Below are 15,377 nucleotides of genomic sequence, written 5' to 3' on the forward strand. Positions count from 1 at the left end.
TCAGTCTTCGCCCTCTGGAGATGTGACCTTGGCGGCTTCGGCTGATTCGGTGTCGCTTGCGTCAGTGGTTTCGGGGGACTCGGGACGCACCCATTTTTTGCCCGTAACTCCTGATTTCCCGGCCGGTTTGAGTTGTTTGGCAATGCCGCTGATGCCTTCGCCCACTCGGCCCGTGGTGATCAACAGTTGTTGAAGGCTGGTGCGCCAATGATCGAGCGAGGTGAACCGCTGCTGCTCGGTTTCGCTGAGGCTGTTCCAGCGGGCCTGTCCGACCTCGGATCCCAAGCGTGCGATCAACAGGCCGGCGCAGAGAACCGCCAGCATTGGTGCTCCCCGCAGACGGTCAGTGCTGGTGACCAGAACGAGACCCAGCAGCAAGACCACCGCGCCCCAAGCACCATCGCGGGGACGACTGAGTTCAACGGCCAGAAGGGGAAGCAACAGGAGTGCCAGGCCGAGCAGGAGGCAGAGATCGCCGCTTAGGGTCGCAAGCATCCGAGGTGTGGCGGTCTGCTCCCATTCTGGTGCGATCTCTAAAGTCGGGGCGTTGCCCACCTGGCGGAATTGGTAGACGCGCTGGTTTTAGGTACCAGTGGCTTTGGTCGTGGGGGTTCAAGTCCCCCGGTGGGCATTCCTTTCCCTACCGTGGTTCGGGATCGTTACAGACTTGTTGCCTGACCTCCGGATGCATCAGAGCACTGCTCAACAACAGCAGCCTCGTCCGGTCGGAGTGGGCTATCGCTCGGTTCCGCGCGAATTCGTTGACCCGCCGGCCTTCTGGAACCCCACCGTTGGCCTCTTCCTAGGCGGTTATGCCCTGGCGGCTCTGACCATCTGGGGCTGGTTTGTGGCGGCCTTGCCCCTGCCGGTGCTGCTGTGCACTGGCTTTCTGGCGCTGCATCTGGAAGGGACGGTGATTCATGACGCCTGCCACAACGCAGCCCATCCCAATCGATGGATCAACCAGGCCATGGGCCATGGCTCGGCGCTGTTGCTCGGGTTCAGCTTTCCCGTGTTCACGCGGGTGCATCTTGAGCATCACGCCCATGTGAATGACCCGAAGAACGACCCGGACCACATCGTCAGCACGTTCGGGCCGCTCTGGCTGATCGCTCCGAGATTTTTCTATCACGAGTGGTTTTTCTTTCAACGTCGCCTCTGGCGCCGCTGGGAGTTGATGCAGTGGGGTCTGGAGCGCAGCATTTTTGTGGTGATCGTGCTGGCGGCGGCACGCTTTGACTTCCTGCCGTTCATCTTCAACTGCTGGTTTGCCCCTGCCCTGATGGTGGGCGTGACGCTGGGTTTGTTCTTCGACTATCTCCCGCATCGGCCGTTCACCTCCCGCAACCGCTGGACGAACGCCCGGATCTACCCAGGCAGGCTGATGAACTGGCTGATCATGGGGCAGAACTATCACTTGGTTCATCACCTCTGGCCATCCATTCCCTGGTTCGAATACAAACCGGCCTATGAGGCCACCAAGCCTCTGCTCGACGCCAAGGGATCTCCCCAACGGTTGGGCATTTTTGAGACCCGCCGGGATGGTTACAACTTCCTCTACGACATCCTTGTGGGAGTGCGCAGCCACAAGCGCCGCAGCGGAAAGATGAGGCGCGCAGCCCGCTTCATGCCAGGTCGAGGGCTGCGTCGCCACTGGCTCGGTTTTGTTGATCGCATCGCGATCAAAACCGAGCCCAAACGTTTGGTGTCCCGCTGATCCGGGTTCAGTCGGCCAGGATTTTCGGAACCCGGAAGAAGTCACCCTCTCTCTGGGGTGCCTGGTTGAGAATGTCTTCGCGAACGGGGGTCGGCTGCACGCCATCGGCCCGGGTGACGTTGGTCACCTCCACGGCTCGCGTGGTTTCCGGAACGCCTTTGGTGTCCACCTGCTGGAGCTGACCCACGTACTCGAGGATCGACTCGAGCTGACCGGTGTAGGTCGCAATCTTGTCCTCGGGCAGATCAAGGCGGGCGAGCTGGGCCACTTTGCGGACGTCGTCGCTGGAAATCTGGCTCATGACTCGCCGAGGAACGTGCGCAGATCCTCGCTCAACGCGGTGGCGGCTGTCTCGAGCAAGGCCTCACCGTGCTGGGCGGTGGCCAAGGAGGGGTGGGACCCCATGCGTCCATCGGGGTGACGGCGCCGGAAGTCGTCCGGTCCATGGATGGGGCCTGCTGGTGCGGGGTCGGGCAGCGGTCGCTGTTTGCTCTGCAGGCTCGGCTCCATGGCGAGGGTGACAGCGATTTCGCTGGGCGTGGCGTGATGGCCTTCTTTGTCGCCATACAGATCGCGCGCCTGGCGCATCACGGGGCCGGCCATGAACCAGTTGGCCAGCCGACAACGCAGCTGCGGGGCAACGGGGAGATTGCGGGTGGCGGCGGTGCCGTGGGCCTGGGCAAAGGCGGCTTTGGCCGTTGCAATGTTGCCGCCATGGCCATTGATCACGAACACCCGTTCGAAGCCATGGCGGCCCAGGGACAACACCAGGTCGTGCAGAACGGCCAGAAGCGTTGCTGGCTGCAGGCTCATCGTTCCCGCGAAACCAAGGTGGTGTTCCGCCATGCCAAAGGCTTGAGCTGGGGTGACCAAAACGCCGGTGCGACGACCCACCTCAAGGGCCACCGCTTCTGCGGTGAGGGCGTCTGTGCCGATGGCGCCCGTGGGACCGTGCTGCTCGGTGGATCCCAGGGGGATGATCACCCCCTTGCAGCCTTGGAGGTAGCTCTCCACTTCAGGCCAACTGCGCAGGGCGAGGCGAATGGCGTCCGTGCTGTCGACAGGACCGGGAGTTGCAGCGGTCATTCAGGCTGAACCAGTGACCCGATGATCGCTCAACTCCCGCCGATCAGTGGGCGGTGCCGTTGCCGTCGTACTGATCGGTGTTGTAGTAGCCGCCGCGCGTTCCGAAGAACAGGCAGGCCAAGGGGAACAGCACGATGCTGGCGAGAAGCACAGTGCCGAGGTTGAAGCTGGAGGTGGCTGCGTCCATCACCTGGCCTGAACTCATCTCAGTTTGGAGTGGATGCGCCCTTCATGCATCGATGACGGGGCTTCTGTTGTGAGTTCGCCTTCTTGTTCAGGAATGTCCAGCCACTCCCGCAGCCATCCCGTGAGCCAGATGAAGGGAAGCGTGTCGGTCAACGCCGCCAGCACTTTGAACAGGTACCCGCTGCCAATAAAACTGATCAGCTGGGGCAGCACGGACCGTTCCGGCTGCACAGGCAGCACATGGGCGCCGTAATGGCTGATCAGCACCACTGCACTGGTGTCCACCAACTGGCTCACCAGGGTGGAGCCGTTGTTGCGCAGCCAGAGCGCCTTGCCTTTGGTGAGCTGTTTCCAGAAATGGAACAGCCGCACGTCCACGAACTGCGCCGTCAGGTAAGCCACCATCGAGGCGCCAACCGAACCGAAACTGAGCTGCTGAATGGTGCGAAAGGTGGTGTCATCGCTGCCGCTCATGCCCGGCAGAACGCCCCCCAGCCAGAGGATCAGCAGCACCCAGCCGTTGAGCAGCAGCCCGACCCACACCACTTGATTGGCTTTCTGTTCTCCCCAGAGTTCGCTGATCAGATCAGTGCAGAGGAACGTGATCGGGTAAGGCAGTGCGCCAACGGCCACCACGATCGGCCAGCCGCCGATGCTGCCCAGTTGCAGGAAGCGCGTCAGGCCCAGGATGTTGAGCATGCCGAGGGTTCCGAGGAACAAACCCGCCAGCACCAGAAACACCCCATCACGCCGTGCCTGGAGGTTGCTGTCCACAGCCTGCAACGTTCAAGCTGAAACAAGAGTGGCCGCCAGCCGGCAGCCTGTCATCGATTTCGTTTCGCTTCCGCTCAATTTTTTTGCCCGTCCGGCTCAGATCGTGGGCCCCGATCTGGTGGGCTGCAGGCTAGTGAAACGCCAAGAGGATGGCAGCTTGCTTTGGGGCGTGATCGTGGAAACGGAGGCTTATTCCCAGGACGATCCCGCCTGTCATGGCTACCGCCGCCGTTCACCGCAAAACGAAACCCTGTTCGGTGAGCCAGGGCGGTTTTATGTGTATGTGAGCTATGGCATCCACCACTGCGTGAACGTGGTCACCGATCGGGCCGATTGGGCCAACGGCGTGTTGCTGCGTGCCGTGGCACTTCCCGATGAACCGGAGCGGATTGCTGCAGGGCCCGGCCTGCTGGCACGACGTTTCGGGCTTGATCGCTGTGATGACAGCCGTCCGGTGACGGGCGAACATGACGTGTGGATGGCCCCAAGGTCAGACACATTTGCCAGCCAGGATCTTGTGACAACCACCCGGATCGGCATTTCCCAGGGCGCTGCAACCCTATGGCGCTGGTACCTGCGGAGCAGTCGCAGTGTCAGCAGACGAGCTCGGGGTGATCGCATGCCACCCAAGGCACAGTGCTGGGCGCCATCGCTGGAGTCGTCGTCATGAGTGGCTGGCCGCATCGACACGTGCTGGATCTCGCCTCGTTTTCGCGGGAAGACTTTGCTGCGGTGCTTGAGCTGGCCCAGCGGTTTCGTTCGCTGCCCGTCACTGGTGCCCGCAAACTGCCCGCCTTGCAGGGCCGTCTGGTGGCAACGCTGTTCTTCGAGCCCAGCACCCGAACTCGCAGCAGTTTTGAGTTGGCGGCCAAGCGTCTGTCGGCAGATGTGATGAGCTTTTCACCCTCCAGCAGCTCACTCAGCAAAGGTGAAAGCGTTCTCGACACAGCGCGCACCTACGTGGCCATGGGCGCCGACGTTCTGGTGGTGCGCCACCGTTCCACCGGTGTTCCGCAGCAACTGGCGCTGGATCTGCAGCAGATGGGTGAGCGCACCGTGGTGCTCAATGGCGGCGATGGACTTCACAGTCATCCCAGTCAGGGACTGCTGGATCTGCTCACTCTTGCCCGGCATTTCTCGCCCCAGTACCCCATGCCGGAAGCGCTGCAAGGTCGCCGGATTGTGATTGTTGGAGACATCCTTCACTCGCGGGTGGCCCGTTCCAATCTCTGGGCTTTGACGGCCTGTGGCGCGGATGTGGTGTTGTGCGGTCCTCCCAGCCTTGTTCCCGAGGAGTTTTCGGCCTTCGTGGATGCTCCGCCCCCGGGTCTGCTGAAGGATCCGGTGCCGCAACGGGGCAAGGTCAGCGTGGTGCGGCGCCTGGAGCATGCGCTGCCGGGCGCCGATGCCGTGATGACCCTGCGGCTTCAGAAGGAACGGATGGGTCAGCAGTTGCTCACCAGCTTGGAGCGCTATCACCGGGACTTCGGGCTGAGCCATGAGCGCATGCAGCTCTGCGGAGAGAACGTTCCCGTACTGCACCCCGGCCCGGTCAATCGCGGCGTCGAATTGAGTGGCTCGCTTCTGGATGACCCGCGCGTCAGCCTTGTGGAAGAGCAGGTCAGGAATGGCGTGCCCACCCGGATGGCCTTGCTCTATTTGATGGCAGCTTCCGAATCCGCAACTGAGGCCTCCTTGGTGTCGAGCAGCTCCTGAGTTTGGGGGAGGCCACTGAGCCGATGGGCGTAATAATCCATCGCTGCCTTGAGGGCGGCATCGGGTTCTGCGATGGAGGGACCTTTGCCGCTGGCCATCGGGAAGTGGGCATCCTCAGCATCAAGCGCCAGATGCTGGCTGGGCATTCCGGTTAGCAGAATCGAGGCCCGTTGCCGGGTCGCCATTTGCATCCCATCGGATTCTTTCCGAAAGGTATGAATCGCAATCTTTGGTTGGCTGTTTTGAACGGTTCTGCTTCAGATCAGCTTGAACCCTTCGAGAAAGAGGCCGTAGAGAAAGCCAATACGACCAAGGTCCAGGAGCTGTTGGGGCAGCTTCAGTGATGGTTCGGAGCTGCGTCGGCGCCGGATCGTGAGTTCAGTTCCAAGAACCACCACAAGCGCAGCCACGGGGTCCATTTGCCCGAGAACGCCTGCCACTGATGTGATGGCGCTACCGATCAAAAAGCCAATGAGTCCGGCAAGGGCCAGCAAGGAAAACCGCCGCCAAGGATTGCGCGCCCATCGATCCAGCCTTTGAAGTGCTGCTCCAACGTTGGTTTGCAGCCGGGTGGATTGAAGCCGTTGCACGGCACTGGTTTCAGGGGGAAGAGGCAGGGTCGAAACCAGTGATCCCCATCACCCGGCCATGTCCCTGCCAGCCCCTGTTTACACCACCCGTAGGCAACCTGCAGGCATCAGACACTACGGATAGGAGATTTCAATAAAAAACCCGGGGCAAGCCCGGGCCAGGTGATGGGGATTGGCGCAGCAACGCCAGAGCTGAGGGCTTTGACAACGGCTTGCGCTGAAAGTTATTTGGACTCAGCCTTCGCTTTTCTAGACCCTTTGCCTTCGAGAAGCTCCAGCAGAGCTTCCATTTGTGCCATCACACCCCGAACTTCGCCCGCTTCGGGAAGAAGGCCGTCTTCCATGACTCCTTGGTGCATCTCGCGCAGCTCTTGGCGGATGTAGCGCAGGTGGCTCACGACCTGCTCGCGCTTCGATTGCGACATCGGCTACGGGGGAGTTCAACACCCCTTTTACCTCATGGGGGGTCAGGTGCGGCGTGATGGGGCGCGACTTATCGCACCGGCTGCAGCCAGGAGTGTGAAGGTGAGCAGGGCTGAAGGTCGTGCCACGGTGCTGAACACCACCAGGACAAACAGGCCAATAAGTGGCAGGCGACGCTGCAAAAGCGCAGTGGAGAATAGGGGATTCGAACCCCTGACCTCTGCGGTGCGATCGCAGCGCTCTACCAACTGAGCTAATTCCCCGGTCAGCCAACGCTAGCTGGCACGGCCTGCGTCAAACTGCCATGAATGGGGTCTGAGGACGGCTCGATGCTTACGCAGGAACGGCTCGAAGCTTTTGACGAGGCCTCGACGGCCGAACTCGCCCGCCGGCTTGAAGAGGACGATTACCCCTCTCCTTTCGACAGCCTTTCGGATTGGCACCTGCTTCGGGCGCTGGCCATTCACCGGCCCGAACTGATCCTTCCGTACCACCATTTGGTGGACCAAGAGCCTTTTGATGAAGACTGAGCAGGCGTCGCCACTGTGCGGGCGGCGTGTTCTAGTGGCCGTCAGCGGCAGCATTGCTGCTGTTAAGACGCCCTTGCTCGTCAGCGCGCTGATTAAGGCCGGCGCTGAGGTGCGCTGTCTTGTGACCACCAGTGGTGCTGCCTTGGTGAGTCCCGTGGCGCTCGCCAGCCTCAGTCGCCATCGCTGCTATCTCGAGGCCGACCAGTGGGACTCCGCCTCATCCAGGCCGTTGCACATCGAGTTGGCGGAGTGGGCGGAGTTGGCCATCGTTGCGCCCCTGAGTGCCAGCAGCCTGTCCCGCTGGAGCCAGGGTTCAGCCGACGGTCTGCTCGCCAGTGTTCTGCTGGCCATGGAAGCTCCTGTCATCGCGGCTCCGGCGATGAATACGGCCATGTGGCGTCACCCTGCGGTGCAACGCAACTGGCAGCAGGTTCAATCCTTCCCTGGGGTGATCCCCCTCGTGCCGGCGTCCGGTCTCTTGGCCTGTGATCGCGTCGGCGATGGGCGCATGGCCGATCCGCTGTTGATTGAGTTGGCGGCTTCGTCTGTATTCAGCCGCGGTTCGGGAATTCCTGACGTGACCCTTGATTGCTCGGGGATGACCGTTCTTGTTTCGGCTGGACCGACGCAAGAGTCGATTGATCCGGCCCGTTTCCTGAGCAACCGCAGCAGCGGCCGCATGGGTGTGTTGCTGGCGCAGGCGGCACGCTTCCGGGGTGCCACCGTTCATCTGGTGCATGGTCCATTGGATCTCCCCGACGCCTGGCTTGAAGGCCTGGAGTGCACTGCGGTGGAGAGTGCCGCCGAACTCGGTTCAGCTCTGCAGTTGGCTCAGCCCGGAGCCGATGTGCTCGTCATGGCTGCTGCCGTCGCTGACCTGCGGCGCGATGCCGCTCCCTCAAACAAACTGGCCAAGCAGGATCTTCAGCAGGCTCTTGTCTCCGGTTGGGCAGAAGTGCCTGATTTGCTGTCGAATCTGACCCGCCAACGCTGCCCCGGACAGTTGGTTCTCGGCTTCTCAGCGCTCACAGGCAGCGATGCCCATTTGCTTGAGCGGGCTGAAAGCAAGCGGCTGGCGAAGGGCTGCGATCTGATGATGGTGAATCCCGTGGACCGAGATGGTCAGGGTTTCGGGGACCAACCCAATGGAGGCTGGTTGCTTGGAGATGGCTGGAGACGGGAGCTGCCTGTGACGGCAAAGCTCTCTCTGGCCCATCAATTGCTTGATGCTCTGGTTGAGGCTCGGGATCAGGCCGCGGCGTCGGTGGAGTCCTGACCGAGCAGGTCGATGAAGGTGCGCAGCTGAAGACGAGGGATGTAGGGCCAGCCTCCGTTCTTCTCCATTCCCTGCAGAAGTGTGAACAATTTCTGGCGGTTTTCTGGAAGGCTTTGACGAAACGGACCGTCCTGAACGTCGCGATGCAGGGCCTCCAGCTCACGCAGCAGGGTGAGCAGTGCTTCGGGATTTCCCCTCAACTCCTCTGCCAGCTCGCCTAGGGCGGCCATCGCCGGAGCCATCCGTGCCTGGGTCGAATCGGGATCGTTGGATGTCACGCGCTTTCGACAAGTTGTTGAGAGCTGCAAAAGGCTAGCCCTGACGTCATTTTTCGCCCTGTAAGATCCAGATCTGACGGCATTCCGTCCCCATTAGCGTTCAGCCGATCGGCTCCTTCCATGCGCATTCGTCCTCTGCTGGCCGTCGTGCTGGCGCTCTGCCTCGCGTTCTTCACCACGGCCTGCAGTGGCGACAGTGATGTAGTTCAGCGTGGTGGATCCAACGTCACCTACGACGACATCCACAACACCGGCAAAGCCAACGATTGCCCCACGATCGGGGATTCAGCCCGGGGCTCGATTCCTCTGACGGCCGGTGGCAGCTACGAGCTGCGTGAGATCTGCATGCACCCCGTGCAGGTCTATGCCAAGGAGGAGCCCAAGAACATTCGTCAGCAAGCCGAGTTTGTTGAGGGCAAGATCCTCACCCGTTACACCTCCAGCCTCGACTCCGTTTTTGGCGATCTCAAGGTGACGGAATCAGGCCTGCAATTCCAGGAGAAAGGTGGCATCGACTTCCAGCCGATCACCGTTCTGGTGCCCGGTGGCGAAGAGTTCCCCTTCACGTTCTCCAGCAAGTCCCTCAATGCCACTGCTGATGGCTCGGCTCTGACCACCAGCACTGACTTTGAAGGCACCTATCGCACCCCCAGCTACCGCACCAGCAACTTCATTGATCCCAAGGGTCGGGCTCTGACGACTGGTGTTCAGTACGCCCAGGGTCTTGTGGCACTTGGTGGTGATGACGAGCAGCTCGAGAAGGACAACAACAAGCGCTACATCGATGGTGTGGGAACCATGAGCCTCTCCATCACCAAGGTTGATCCTGAAACCGGAGAATTCGCTGGTGTGTTCAGCGCCATCCAGCCCTCCGACTCCGACATGGGTGGTCGTGAAGTGATCGACATCAAGATCACTGGCGATCTCTACGGCCGTCTTGAAGAGGCCTGATCCAAGTCATCAAAACAGGTTGCAAGGGGGCTTAGGCCCCCTTTTTTGTGGCGCATTGCAATCCTCCGGCGATCTGGGAGAATCGCCCGATCTTTCCATGCAGCCATGACCGCCAGTGCTTCAGCTCCTGCCCAGCGATCCGGTGTGATTGCTCCCTACGGCGGAACGCTGGTTGATCTGATGGTGGCTGAGGCGGATCGTGCCGCTGTGAAAGCCACGGCGACCAAAACGATCGAGTGTTCCGATCGCAACGCCTGTGATGTGGAGCTGCTGTGTGTTGGTGGCTTCTCTCCCCTGCGTGGCTTCATGCACCAGGAGGACTACGACGCCGTGGTCAGTGGGCATCGTCTGGCTGCTGGCCAGCTGTTCGGCCTGCCGATCGTGATGGACACCGACCGCGATGACGTGGTGGTGGGCGACAAGCTGCTGCTCACCTACAAGGGTCAGGACCTCGCCGTCCTCGAGGTGGAGGACAAGTGGGAACCCAACAAAGTGGCTGAAGCCAAGGGCTGCTACGGCACCACCTCCATTGAGCACCCTGCGGTTCGGATGATCACGATGGAGCGCAAGCGCTTCTATCTGGGTGGAAGCCTCCAGGGTCTTGCTCTGCCCGAGCGGGTGTTCCCCTGCAAGACCCCTGCTGAGGTGCGTGCAGGCCTGCCCGAAGGTGAGGACGTGGTGGCGTTCCAGTGCCGTAACCCCATTCACCGCGCTCACTACGAACTGTTCACCCGTGCCCTGCATGCACAGAACGTCAGTGACAACGCTGTGGTGCTCGTTCATCCCACCTGCGGTCCCACTCAGCAGGACGACATCCCTGGTGCCGTTCGCTTCCAGACCTATGAACGTCTGGCGGCCGAAGTGAACAACGACAGCATTCGCTGGGCCTACTTGCCCTACGCCATGCACATGGCCGGTCCGCGTGAAGCGCTGCAGCACATGATCATCCGCCGCAACTACGGATGCACCCACTTCATCATTGGCCGGGATATGGCCGGCTGCAAATCGTCTCTCACCGGTGACGATTTCTATGGCCCTTACGACGCTCAGAACTTCGCGAAGGAGTGTGCCCCCGAGCTCACGATGGAAACCGTTCCCTCCCTGAACCTCGTTTACACCCAGGAAGAGGGCTATGTGACGGCCGAGCATGCTGAAGCGCGTGGCCTGCACGTGAAGAAGCTGAGCGGCACCCAGTTCCGCAAGATGCTGCGCGGTGGTGAGGAGATTCCCGAGTGGTTCGCCTTCAAGAGCGTGGTTGAGGTGCTCCGCGCCGCCTGAAGACTGAGAACCCGTTTAACATTCCTTCATCTACGAGGCGACCTGTGAACAAGCGTTGGCGAAATATCGGTCTCGGGGCCCTGTTGGTTCTGGCGATCGTTGTGATTGCACCAGCGTTCTTTGGTGGCGGCGGTGGCAGCCAGCCCCAGGTGAACACCATCCGCTACAGCGAGTTCGTTGAGGCGGTGAAGGATGACCAAATCAGCCGTGTGCTGATTTCTCCTGATCAAGGCACCGCCCAGGTGGTTGAAAACGACGGCCGTCGTGCCCAGGTCAACCTGGCCCCAGATCGTGAGCTGCTCGGTTTGCTGACCGAACACAGCGTTGACATCGCCGTGCAGCCCTCCCGTCAGACCCCTGGCTGGCAGCAGGCTGCTGGGAGTCTGATCTTCCCTCTGCTGCTGCTTGGTGGTCTGTTCTTCCTCTTCCGGCGCGCCCAGGGTGGAGGTGGCGGCAACCCAGCCATGCAGTTCGGCAAGAGCAAAGCGCGGGTTCAGATGGAGCCCTCCACCCAGGTGACCTTCACCGATGTGGCCGGTATTGAAGGGGCGAAGCTTGAGCTGACCGAGGTGGTCGACTTCCTCAAGAACCCCGATCGCTTCACGGCCGTTGGCGCCAAGATCCCCAAGGGTGTTCTGCTTGTGGGGCCTCCTGGCACCGGTAAGACCCTTCTCGCCAAGGCTGTGGCTGGTGAAGCAGGTGTTCCCTTCTTCTCGATCTCTGGTTCTGAGTTCGTTGAGATGTTTGTTGGCGTTGGTGCCAGCCGCGTTCGCGACCTCTTCGAGCAAGCCAAGAAAAACGCTCCTTGCATCGTCTTCATCGACGAGATCGATGCCGTTGGCCGTCAGCGGGGTGCAGGCCTCGGCGGTGGTAACGACGAGCGTGAGCAAACGCTGAACCAGCTCCTGACGGAGATGGATGGTTTCGAGGGCAACACCGGGATCATCATCGTGGCGGCCACCAACCGCCCGGACGTGCTCGATGCCGCTCTGATGCGCCCCGGACGTTTCGATCGTCAGGTCACCGTTGATCGGCCTGACTATTCCGGACGTCTACAAATTCTTGGCGTTCACGCTCGCGGCAAGACCCTCGCCAAGGACGTCGATCTCGACAAGGTTGCACGCCGGACACCTGGTTACACCGGTGCCGATCTCGCCAACCTTCTCAACGAAGCCGCCATCCTTGCGGCCCGTCGCGAGCTCACCGAAGTGAGCAACGACGAGATCAGCGATGCCATTGAACGGGTGATGGCGGGCCCGGAGAAGAAGGACCGTGTGATGAGCGAGCGCCGCGCTCGCCTGGTGGCCTATCACGAGGCTGGTCATGCCCTTGTGGGCGCTCTGATGCCGGACTATGACCCGGTTCAGAAGATCTCGATCATTCCCCGCGGTAATGCTGGCGGTCTGACCTTCTTCACCCCCAGTGAAGAGCGAATGGAATCAGGTCTCTATTCCCGGGCCTACCTGCAGAACCAGATGGCTGTTGCCCTTGGCGGTCGGGTGGCTGAAGAGATCGTCTATGGCGAAGATGAGGTCACCACTGGTGCATCCAACGACCTTCAGCAGGTTGCGTCCACTGCGCGTCAAATGATCACCCGCTTCGGCATGAGCGATGAGCTGGGTCCTGTTGCCTTGGGGCGCGCGCAGGGTGGCATGTTCCTTGGCCGCGACATCGCTGCGGAGCGTGACTTCTCTGAGGAAACCGCCGCCATGATCGATAAAGAGGTCTCTGAGCTGGTTGATGTGGCCTACAAGCGCGCCACCAAGGTTCTGGTCGACAACCGTGCCGTTCTGGATGAATTGGCTGAGATGCTCGTTGAGCAGGAGACTGTTGATGCTGAAGAGCTTCAGGAGCTGCTGATTAAACGTGACGTCCGGGTCGCCGAATACGTCTGATTTCGATTCGTCTTCCAACCCTTGGCTGGTGCGGCAGGAGCTCTTGGTGGCATCCCTGCAGCATCAGCCTCTTTTGTTGGTGATTCGGCCAGAGCCCGACGACCTCGCGGCTTCAGGCTCTGGTTTGTTGGACCAGGTGAAGCAGCTTCACGCCGCAGGACTTCGACATCTTGAAGTGGCCTGGGTTGACCAGCCAGGCTGGATGGGGTTCATGCAACGGGTGCAAGACCATTGCCCTGGTCTGAATCTGGGGGCTGCTTCGGTGACGGTCTCCAAGGCGCTCAACGATCTATCGCGGCTTGATCTCAGCTACGCCATGGCACCGTGCTGGTGCCCTGAGCTCTTGGAGCAGGCCAGAGAGCTTGGTGTCTTGCTGGTGCCTGGGGTCTTCAGCCCCACGGAGGTTCACCAGGCCATGCGGTTCGGCTGTCGTGTCGTCAAGCTGTTTCCCGCTGCCAATCTGGGGCCTGGTTATTGGAGCCACTTGCAGGCGCCCCTTGGCCCCCTGCCCTTCGTGATTGCCGCTGGTGGTCTCGAGGTAAGCGACCTCCCCGTATGGCTGGAGGCTGGGCATGGCGCTGTGGCTCTGGGCCGCAGAGTGGTGGGATCGCCGCCTGCCTTCCAGGCACTTCTCGACTGGTTGCGTCAATCGACAAGCCAGCGTTGACGCCAACGGCTGGTCGACATGCGTCCAAAATGCTACAGATGAGATAGCTATCCAACTGCGTCATGTCGCAGCTCACGATCAAGCTCAGCGACAAGGCCGATGCCCTGATCGCTCAGCTTCAGAAGGAGATTTTCAATCGTCGGCGCAAGAAGGTTTCGGCTGCTGGAGTCGTGGAGACCCTGGTGGAGAGCGGAGCAAAATCGCAGTCTGACAAGCGTTTTGCCACCTCCTGGACGAACCTGATCAAGGACATTGAAAAGGCGGCCAAGCTCTCCTATGCCCATGGCAGCAAGCCATCCACCCTCAGTGATGAGGAGTGGGCCCTGGTGTTGAGTCATCGCAGCCGTGGGACAACCGGTCGTGCACGCCGGACGGTGAAGAAAACGTTGGCTGCCAAGAAACCAGCCTCAGCCAAGGCTCAGGCCAGCAAAAAGCCCGCCCGCCGCACCCGGACCCGCAGCGCGGCAAAGACGAAAACGGCCGCAGCGGCGGTGAGCTCTAGCTCAGCGGTGAGTTCCGTCTGAACTGATTCAAGGGTGGTGCTCACCAAAGGCTGCATTGCCCCTGCTGCCTCAGCAGGTGATCAGCCAGAACGAGTGCCACCATCGCTTCCACCATCGGTACGGCCCGCGGCAGAACGCAGGGGTCGTGCCGTCCTTTCCCAGCGAGTGTTGTGGCCTTGCCATCGGAATCGATGGTCTGCTGCTCTTTGCGGATCGTGGCCGTTGGCTTGAAGGCCACTCGGATCACAATCGGCTCACCATTGCTGATCCCTCCCTGGATGCCCCCGGAGTTGTTGGTGGCGGTCTTCAGCCGTCCATCGTCGGTCGGCACAAAGGCGTCGTTGTGCTCGCTGCCTTTCAACAGCGTTCCATCGAAACCAGACCCAATTTCAAATCCTTTGGTGGCCGGCAACGACATCACAGCTTTGGCGAGGTCGGCTTCGAGTTTGTCGAACACTGGCATGCCCAGACCAATGGCGGGATGGCGCACCACGCATTCGATTACCCCGCCGCAGGAATCACCCTCGCGGCCAATGGCTTCGATGCGCTCAATCATCCGCTCGGCGATCGCTGGCTCGGGGCACCGAACAATGTTGGCCTCCACATCACTCAGCTGAACCTGCTGTGGGTCGATGCCGGAGGCTTCGATGGTGTGGATCCGCTTCACCCAGGCCAGGATTTCAGTTCCTGCTGCTTGTTTCAGCAGTTGTTTGGCGATCGCACCTGCAGCGACACGGCCGATGGTTTCCCGCGCTGATGCACGTCCGCCACCGCTGCGGGCCTGGATTCCATACTTCGCCTGGTAAGTGGCATCGGCATGGGAGGGCCGAAAAGCGACCGCCATGTCTTTGTAATCCCCGGGCCGTTGGTCCTTGTTCCGCACGACCATGGCAATCGGGGTGCCAAGCGTGGTTTCGCCATCCAGCAGGCCACTGAGAATTTCCACCTGGTCCGCTTCCTTGCGCGGTGTGGTGATGTGGCTTTGGCCTGGCTTGCGTCGGTCCAGTTCGGCCTGAATCGACTCGACGCTGAGGTTGAGCCGTGGTGGACAGCCCTCAACGATGACACCTACCCCTCCCCCGTGGGACTCACCGAAGGTGCTGATCCGGAAGATGTCGCCGAAGCTGCTGCCCATGGCCATTGATCGATGCGGTGAGGCTACGAAGCCATCGGTTCAGATCAACTCCGGATGGGGCAATTTCGGACGTTCTGTCGCGGGATGCTGCCGGGCCATCTCGAAATCGCAGAAGTCAAACCCCGGCCCCACACAACAGCTCATCAATGAGTAGTCACCAAGACTCCGCGCCGCCTGCCAGGTGTTGGCGGGAACCACCTGTATGGGGTTGGACGCATGCAAAGCATCACGTTTCAGCCCTGTGCCATCGCCTTGGCATTGAAAGAGCTCCAGTGTCGCCCCATCAATGTGGGTCCAGACTTCGTCTCCACCGATCACCCGATGCCAGCAACTGACGGCACCGGCGGGCAGCAAGAACAGAATGGCCGTCAA

The 15,377-nt window shown here is 61.0% G+C and carries 21 protein-coding genes, 2 tRNA genes and 1 pseudogene; 11 read left to right on the forward strand and 13 right to left on the reverse strand.

Translation table 11 applies throughout. The features are described from left to right. Complete coding sequence (locus DXY33_RS02750; RefSeq protein WP_115131623.1) at positions 1 to 495, reverse strand: Ycf66 family protein; 495 nt, start codon at positions 493 to 495, stop codon at positions 1 to 3. Between the two features lie 54 nt (positions 496 to 549). Here DXY33_RS02750 and DXY33_RS02755 point away from each other — a divergent pair. Together DXY33_RS02755 and crtR are read left to right on the forward strand one after the other, a co-directional pair. Beyond that, positions 550 to 631, forward strand: a tRNA-Leu gene (locus DXY33_RS02755). 54 nt (positions 632 to 685) lie between these two features. Beyond that, positions 686 to 1,717 carry a beta-carotene hydroxylase gene (crtR, locus tag DXY33_RS02760; protein WP_115131624.1) on the forward strand — a complete coding sequence of 344 codons (1,032 nt, stop codon included), beginning with the start codon at positions 686 to 688 and terminating at the stop codon, positions 1,715 to 1,717. Between the two features lie 7 nt (positions 1,718 to 1,724). Here the strand turns inward: crtR and gatC are convergent, their stop codons facing one another. Genes gatC through DXY33_RS02775 form a run of 4 tightly spaced genes read right to left on the reverse strand, consistent with a single transcriptional unit; the run spans position 1,725 to position 3,763 of the window. Beyond that, positions 1,725 to 2,018 carry an Asp-tRNA(Asn)/Glu-tRNA(Gln) amidotransferase subunit GatC gene (gatC, locus tag DXY33_RS02765; RefSeq protein ID WP_115131625.1) on the reverse strand — a complete coding sequence of 98 codons (294 nt, stop codon included), beginning with the start codon at positions 2,016 to 2,018 and terminating at the stop codon, positions 1,725 to 1,727. Beyond that, a complete protein-coding gene (locus DXY33_RS02770) occupies positions 2,015 to 2,803 on the reverse strand; it encodes a creatininase family protein (protein WP_115081579.1) in 789 nt (262 codons plus the stop codon). The genes gatC and DXY33_RS02770 overlap by 4 nt, the downstream gene beginning before the upstream one ends. A gap of 43 nt (positions 2,804 to 2,846) precedes the next feature. Further along, the gene (locus DXY33_RS12155; RefSeq protein ID WP_170950905.1) at positions 2,847 to 2,990 is read right to left on the reverse strand and encodes a hypothetical protein; all 144 of its coding nucleotides are present in this window, start codon (positions 2,988 to 2,990) and stop codon (positions 2,847 to 2,849) included. A gap of 14 nt (positions 2,991 to 3,004) precedes the next feature. Continuing rightward, a complete protein-coding gene (locus DXY33_RS02775; protein ID WP_170950918.1) occupies positions 3,005 to 3,763 on the reverse strand; it encodes a queuosine precursor transporter in 759 nt (252 codons plus the stop codon). 28 nt (positions 3,764 to 3,791) lie between these two features. Here DXY33_RS02775 and DXY33_RS02780 point away from each other — a divergent pair, with 28 nt between their 5' ends. Together DXY33_RS02780 and DXY33_RS02785 are read left to right on the forward strand one after the other, a co-directional pair. Continuing rightward, a complete protein-coding gene (locus tag DXY33_RS02780) occupies positions 3,792 to 4,433 on the forward strand; it encodes a DNA-3-methyladenine glycosylase (RefSeq protein WP_115131626.1) in 642 nt (213 codons plus the stop codon). Then, the gene (locus DXY33_RS02785; protein WP_115131627.1) at positions 4,430 to 5,479 is read left to right on the forward strand and encodes an aspartate carbamoyltransferase catalytic subunit; all 1,050 of its coding nucleotides are present in this window, start codon (positions 4,430 to 4,432) and stop codon (positions 5,477 to 5,479) included. The genes DXY33_RS02780 and DXY33_RS02785 overlap by 4 nt, the downstream gene beginning before the upstream one ends. On the opposite strand, the pseudogene DXY33_RS02790 reads toward DXY33_RS02785, so the two are convergent. From DXY33_RS02790 to DXY33_RS02805, 5 genes and pseudogenes are all read right to left on the reverse strand, one after another. Continuing rightward, a pseudogene (locus tag DXY33_RS02790) lies at positions 5,419 to 5,664 on the reverse strand (NAD(P)/FAD-dependent oxidoreductase); the annotation flags it as partial. The gene DXY33_RS02785 and the pseudogene DXY33_RS02790 overlap by 61 nt on opposite strands. Before the next feature lie 72 nt (positions 5,665 to 5,736). Further along, complete coding sequence (locus tag DXY33_RS02795) at positions 5,737 to 6,069, reverse strand: DUF565 domain-containing protein (RefSeq protein WP_115131628.1); 333 nt, start codon at positions 6,067 to 6,069, stop codon at positions 5,737 to 5,739. Positions 6,070 to 6,293: 224 nt separating this feature from the next. Continuing rightward, positions 6,294 to 6,494 (reverse strand): hypothetical protein, encoded by a 201-nt coding sequence (locus DXY33_RS02800; protein ID WP_007099795.1) that lies wholly within the window; start codon positions 6,492 to 6,494, stop codon positions 6,294 to 6,296. Positions 6,495 to 6,536: 42 nt separating this feature from the next. Next, the gene (locus tag DXY33_RS12160) at positions 6,537 to 6,674 is read right to left on the reverse strand and encodes a hypothetical protein (protein ID WP_170950906.1); all 138 of its coding nucleotides are present in this window, start codon (positions 6,672 to 6,674) and stop codon (positions 6,537 to 6,539) included. An 8-nt stretch (positions 6,675 to 6,682) separates the two neighbouring features. Next, positions 6,683 to 6,755: transfer RNA gene (locus tag DXY33_RS02805), tRNA-Ala, on the reverse strand. 66 nt (positions 6,756 to 6,821) lie between these two features. Between DXY33_RS02805 and DXY33_RS02810 the strand changes: the two genes are divergently transcribed. Both DXY33_RS02810 and coaBC read left to right on the forward strand, forming a co-directional pair. Beyond that, the gene (locus tag DXY33_RS02810; protein WP_025362051.1) at positions 6,822 to 7,022 is read left to right on the forward strand and encodes a DUF2555 domain-containing protein; all 201 of its coding nucleotides are present in this window, start codon (positions 6,822 to 6,824) and stop codon (positions 7,020 to 7,022) included. Then, positions 7,012 to 8,298 (forward strand): bifunctional phosphopantothenoylcysteine decarboxylase/phosphopantothenate--cysteine ligase CoaBC, encoded by a 1,287-nt coding sequence (gene coaBC / locus DXY33_RS02815; protein ID WP_115131629.1) that lies wholly within the window; start codon positions 7,012 to 7,014, stop codon positions 8,296 to 8,298. The genes DXY33_RS02810 and coaBC overlap by 11 nt, the downstream gene beginning before the upstream one ends. Here coaBC and DXY33_RS02820 read toward each other — a convergent pair. Then, entirely contained in the window at positions 8,271 to 8,576 is a 306-nt protein-coding gene (locus DXY33_RS02820) for a hypothetical protein (RefSeq protein ID WP_115131630.1), read from the reverse strand. The two genes, coaBC and DXY33_RS02820, sit on opposite strands and share 28 nt — an antisense overlap. A 120-nt stretch (positions 8,577 to 8,696) precedes the next feature. Here DXY33_RS02820 and DXY33_RS02825 point away from each other — a divergent pair, with 120 nt between their 5' ends. From DXY33_RS02825 to DXY33_RS02845, 5 genes are all read left to right on the forward strand, one after another. Further along, entirely contained in the window at positions 8,697 to 9,527 is an 831-nt protein-coding gene (locus DXY33_RS02825; protein WP_115131631.1) for a photosystem II manganese-stabilizing polypeptide, read from the forward strand. A gap of 105 nt (positions 9,528 to 9,632) precedes the next feature. Beyond that, positions 9,633 to 10,805, forward strand: a complete 1,173-nt coding sequence (gene sat, locus DXY33_RS02830) for a sulfate adenylyltransferase (RefSeq protein WP_115009528.1) — start codon at positions 9,633 to 9,635, stop codon at positions 10,803 to 10,805. Between the two features lie 44 nt (positions 10,806 to 10,849). Next, a complete protein-coding gene (ftsH, locus tag DXY33_RS02835; RefSeq protein ID WP_006851961.1) occupies positions 10,850 to 12,700 on the forward strand; it encodes an ATP-dependent zinc metalloprotease FtsH in 1,851 nt (616 codons plus the stop codon). After that, entirely contained in the window at positions 12,672 to 13,367 is a 696-nt protein-coding gene (locus tag DXY33_RS02840) for a bifunctional 4-hydroxy-2-oxoglutarate aldolase/2-dehydro-3-deoxy-phosphogluconate aldolase (protein ID WP_115131632.1), read from the forward strand. Before ftsH ends, DXY33_RS02840 begins: the two co-directional genes overlap by 29 nt. A gap of 62 nt (positions 13,368 to 13,429) precedes the next feature. Further along, the gene (locus tag DXY33_RS02845) at positions 13,430 to 13,891 is read left to right on the forward strand and encodes a hypothetical protein (protein WP_115131633.1); all 462 of its coding nucleotides are present in this window, start codon (positions 13,430 to 13,432) and stop codon (positions 13,889 to 13,891) included. Positions 13,892 to 13,910: 19 nt separating this feature from the next. Here DXY33_RS02845 and aroC read toward each other — a convergent pair whose 3' ends face one another. Together aroC and DXY33_RS02855 are read right to left on the reverse strand one after the other, a co-directional pair. Beyond that, positions 13,911 to 15,005 carry a chorismate synthase gene (gene aroC, locus DXY33_RS02850; protein WP_115131678.1) on the reverse strand — a complete coding sequence of 365 codons (1,095 nt, stop codon included), beginning with the start codon at positions 15,003 to 15,005 and terminating at the stop codon, positions 13,911 to 13,913. A 39-nt stretch (positions 15,006 to 15,044) separates the two neighbouring features. Then, a partial coding sequence (locus DXY33_RS02855; RefSeq protein WP_136975418.1) for a cupin domain-containing protein occupies positions 15,045 to 15,377 on the reverse strand: 333 nt, incomplete at its 5' end.

Source organism: Synechococcus sp. N26, assembly GCF_900473975.1.
Classification (GTDB): domain Bacteria; phylum Cyanobacteriota; class Cyanobacteriia; order PCC-6307; family Cyanobiaceae; genus Parasynechococcus.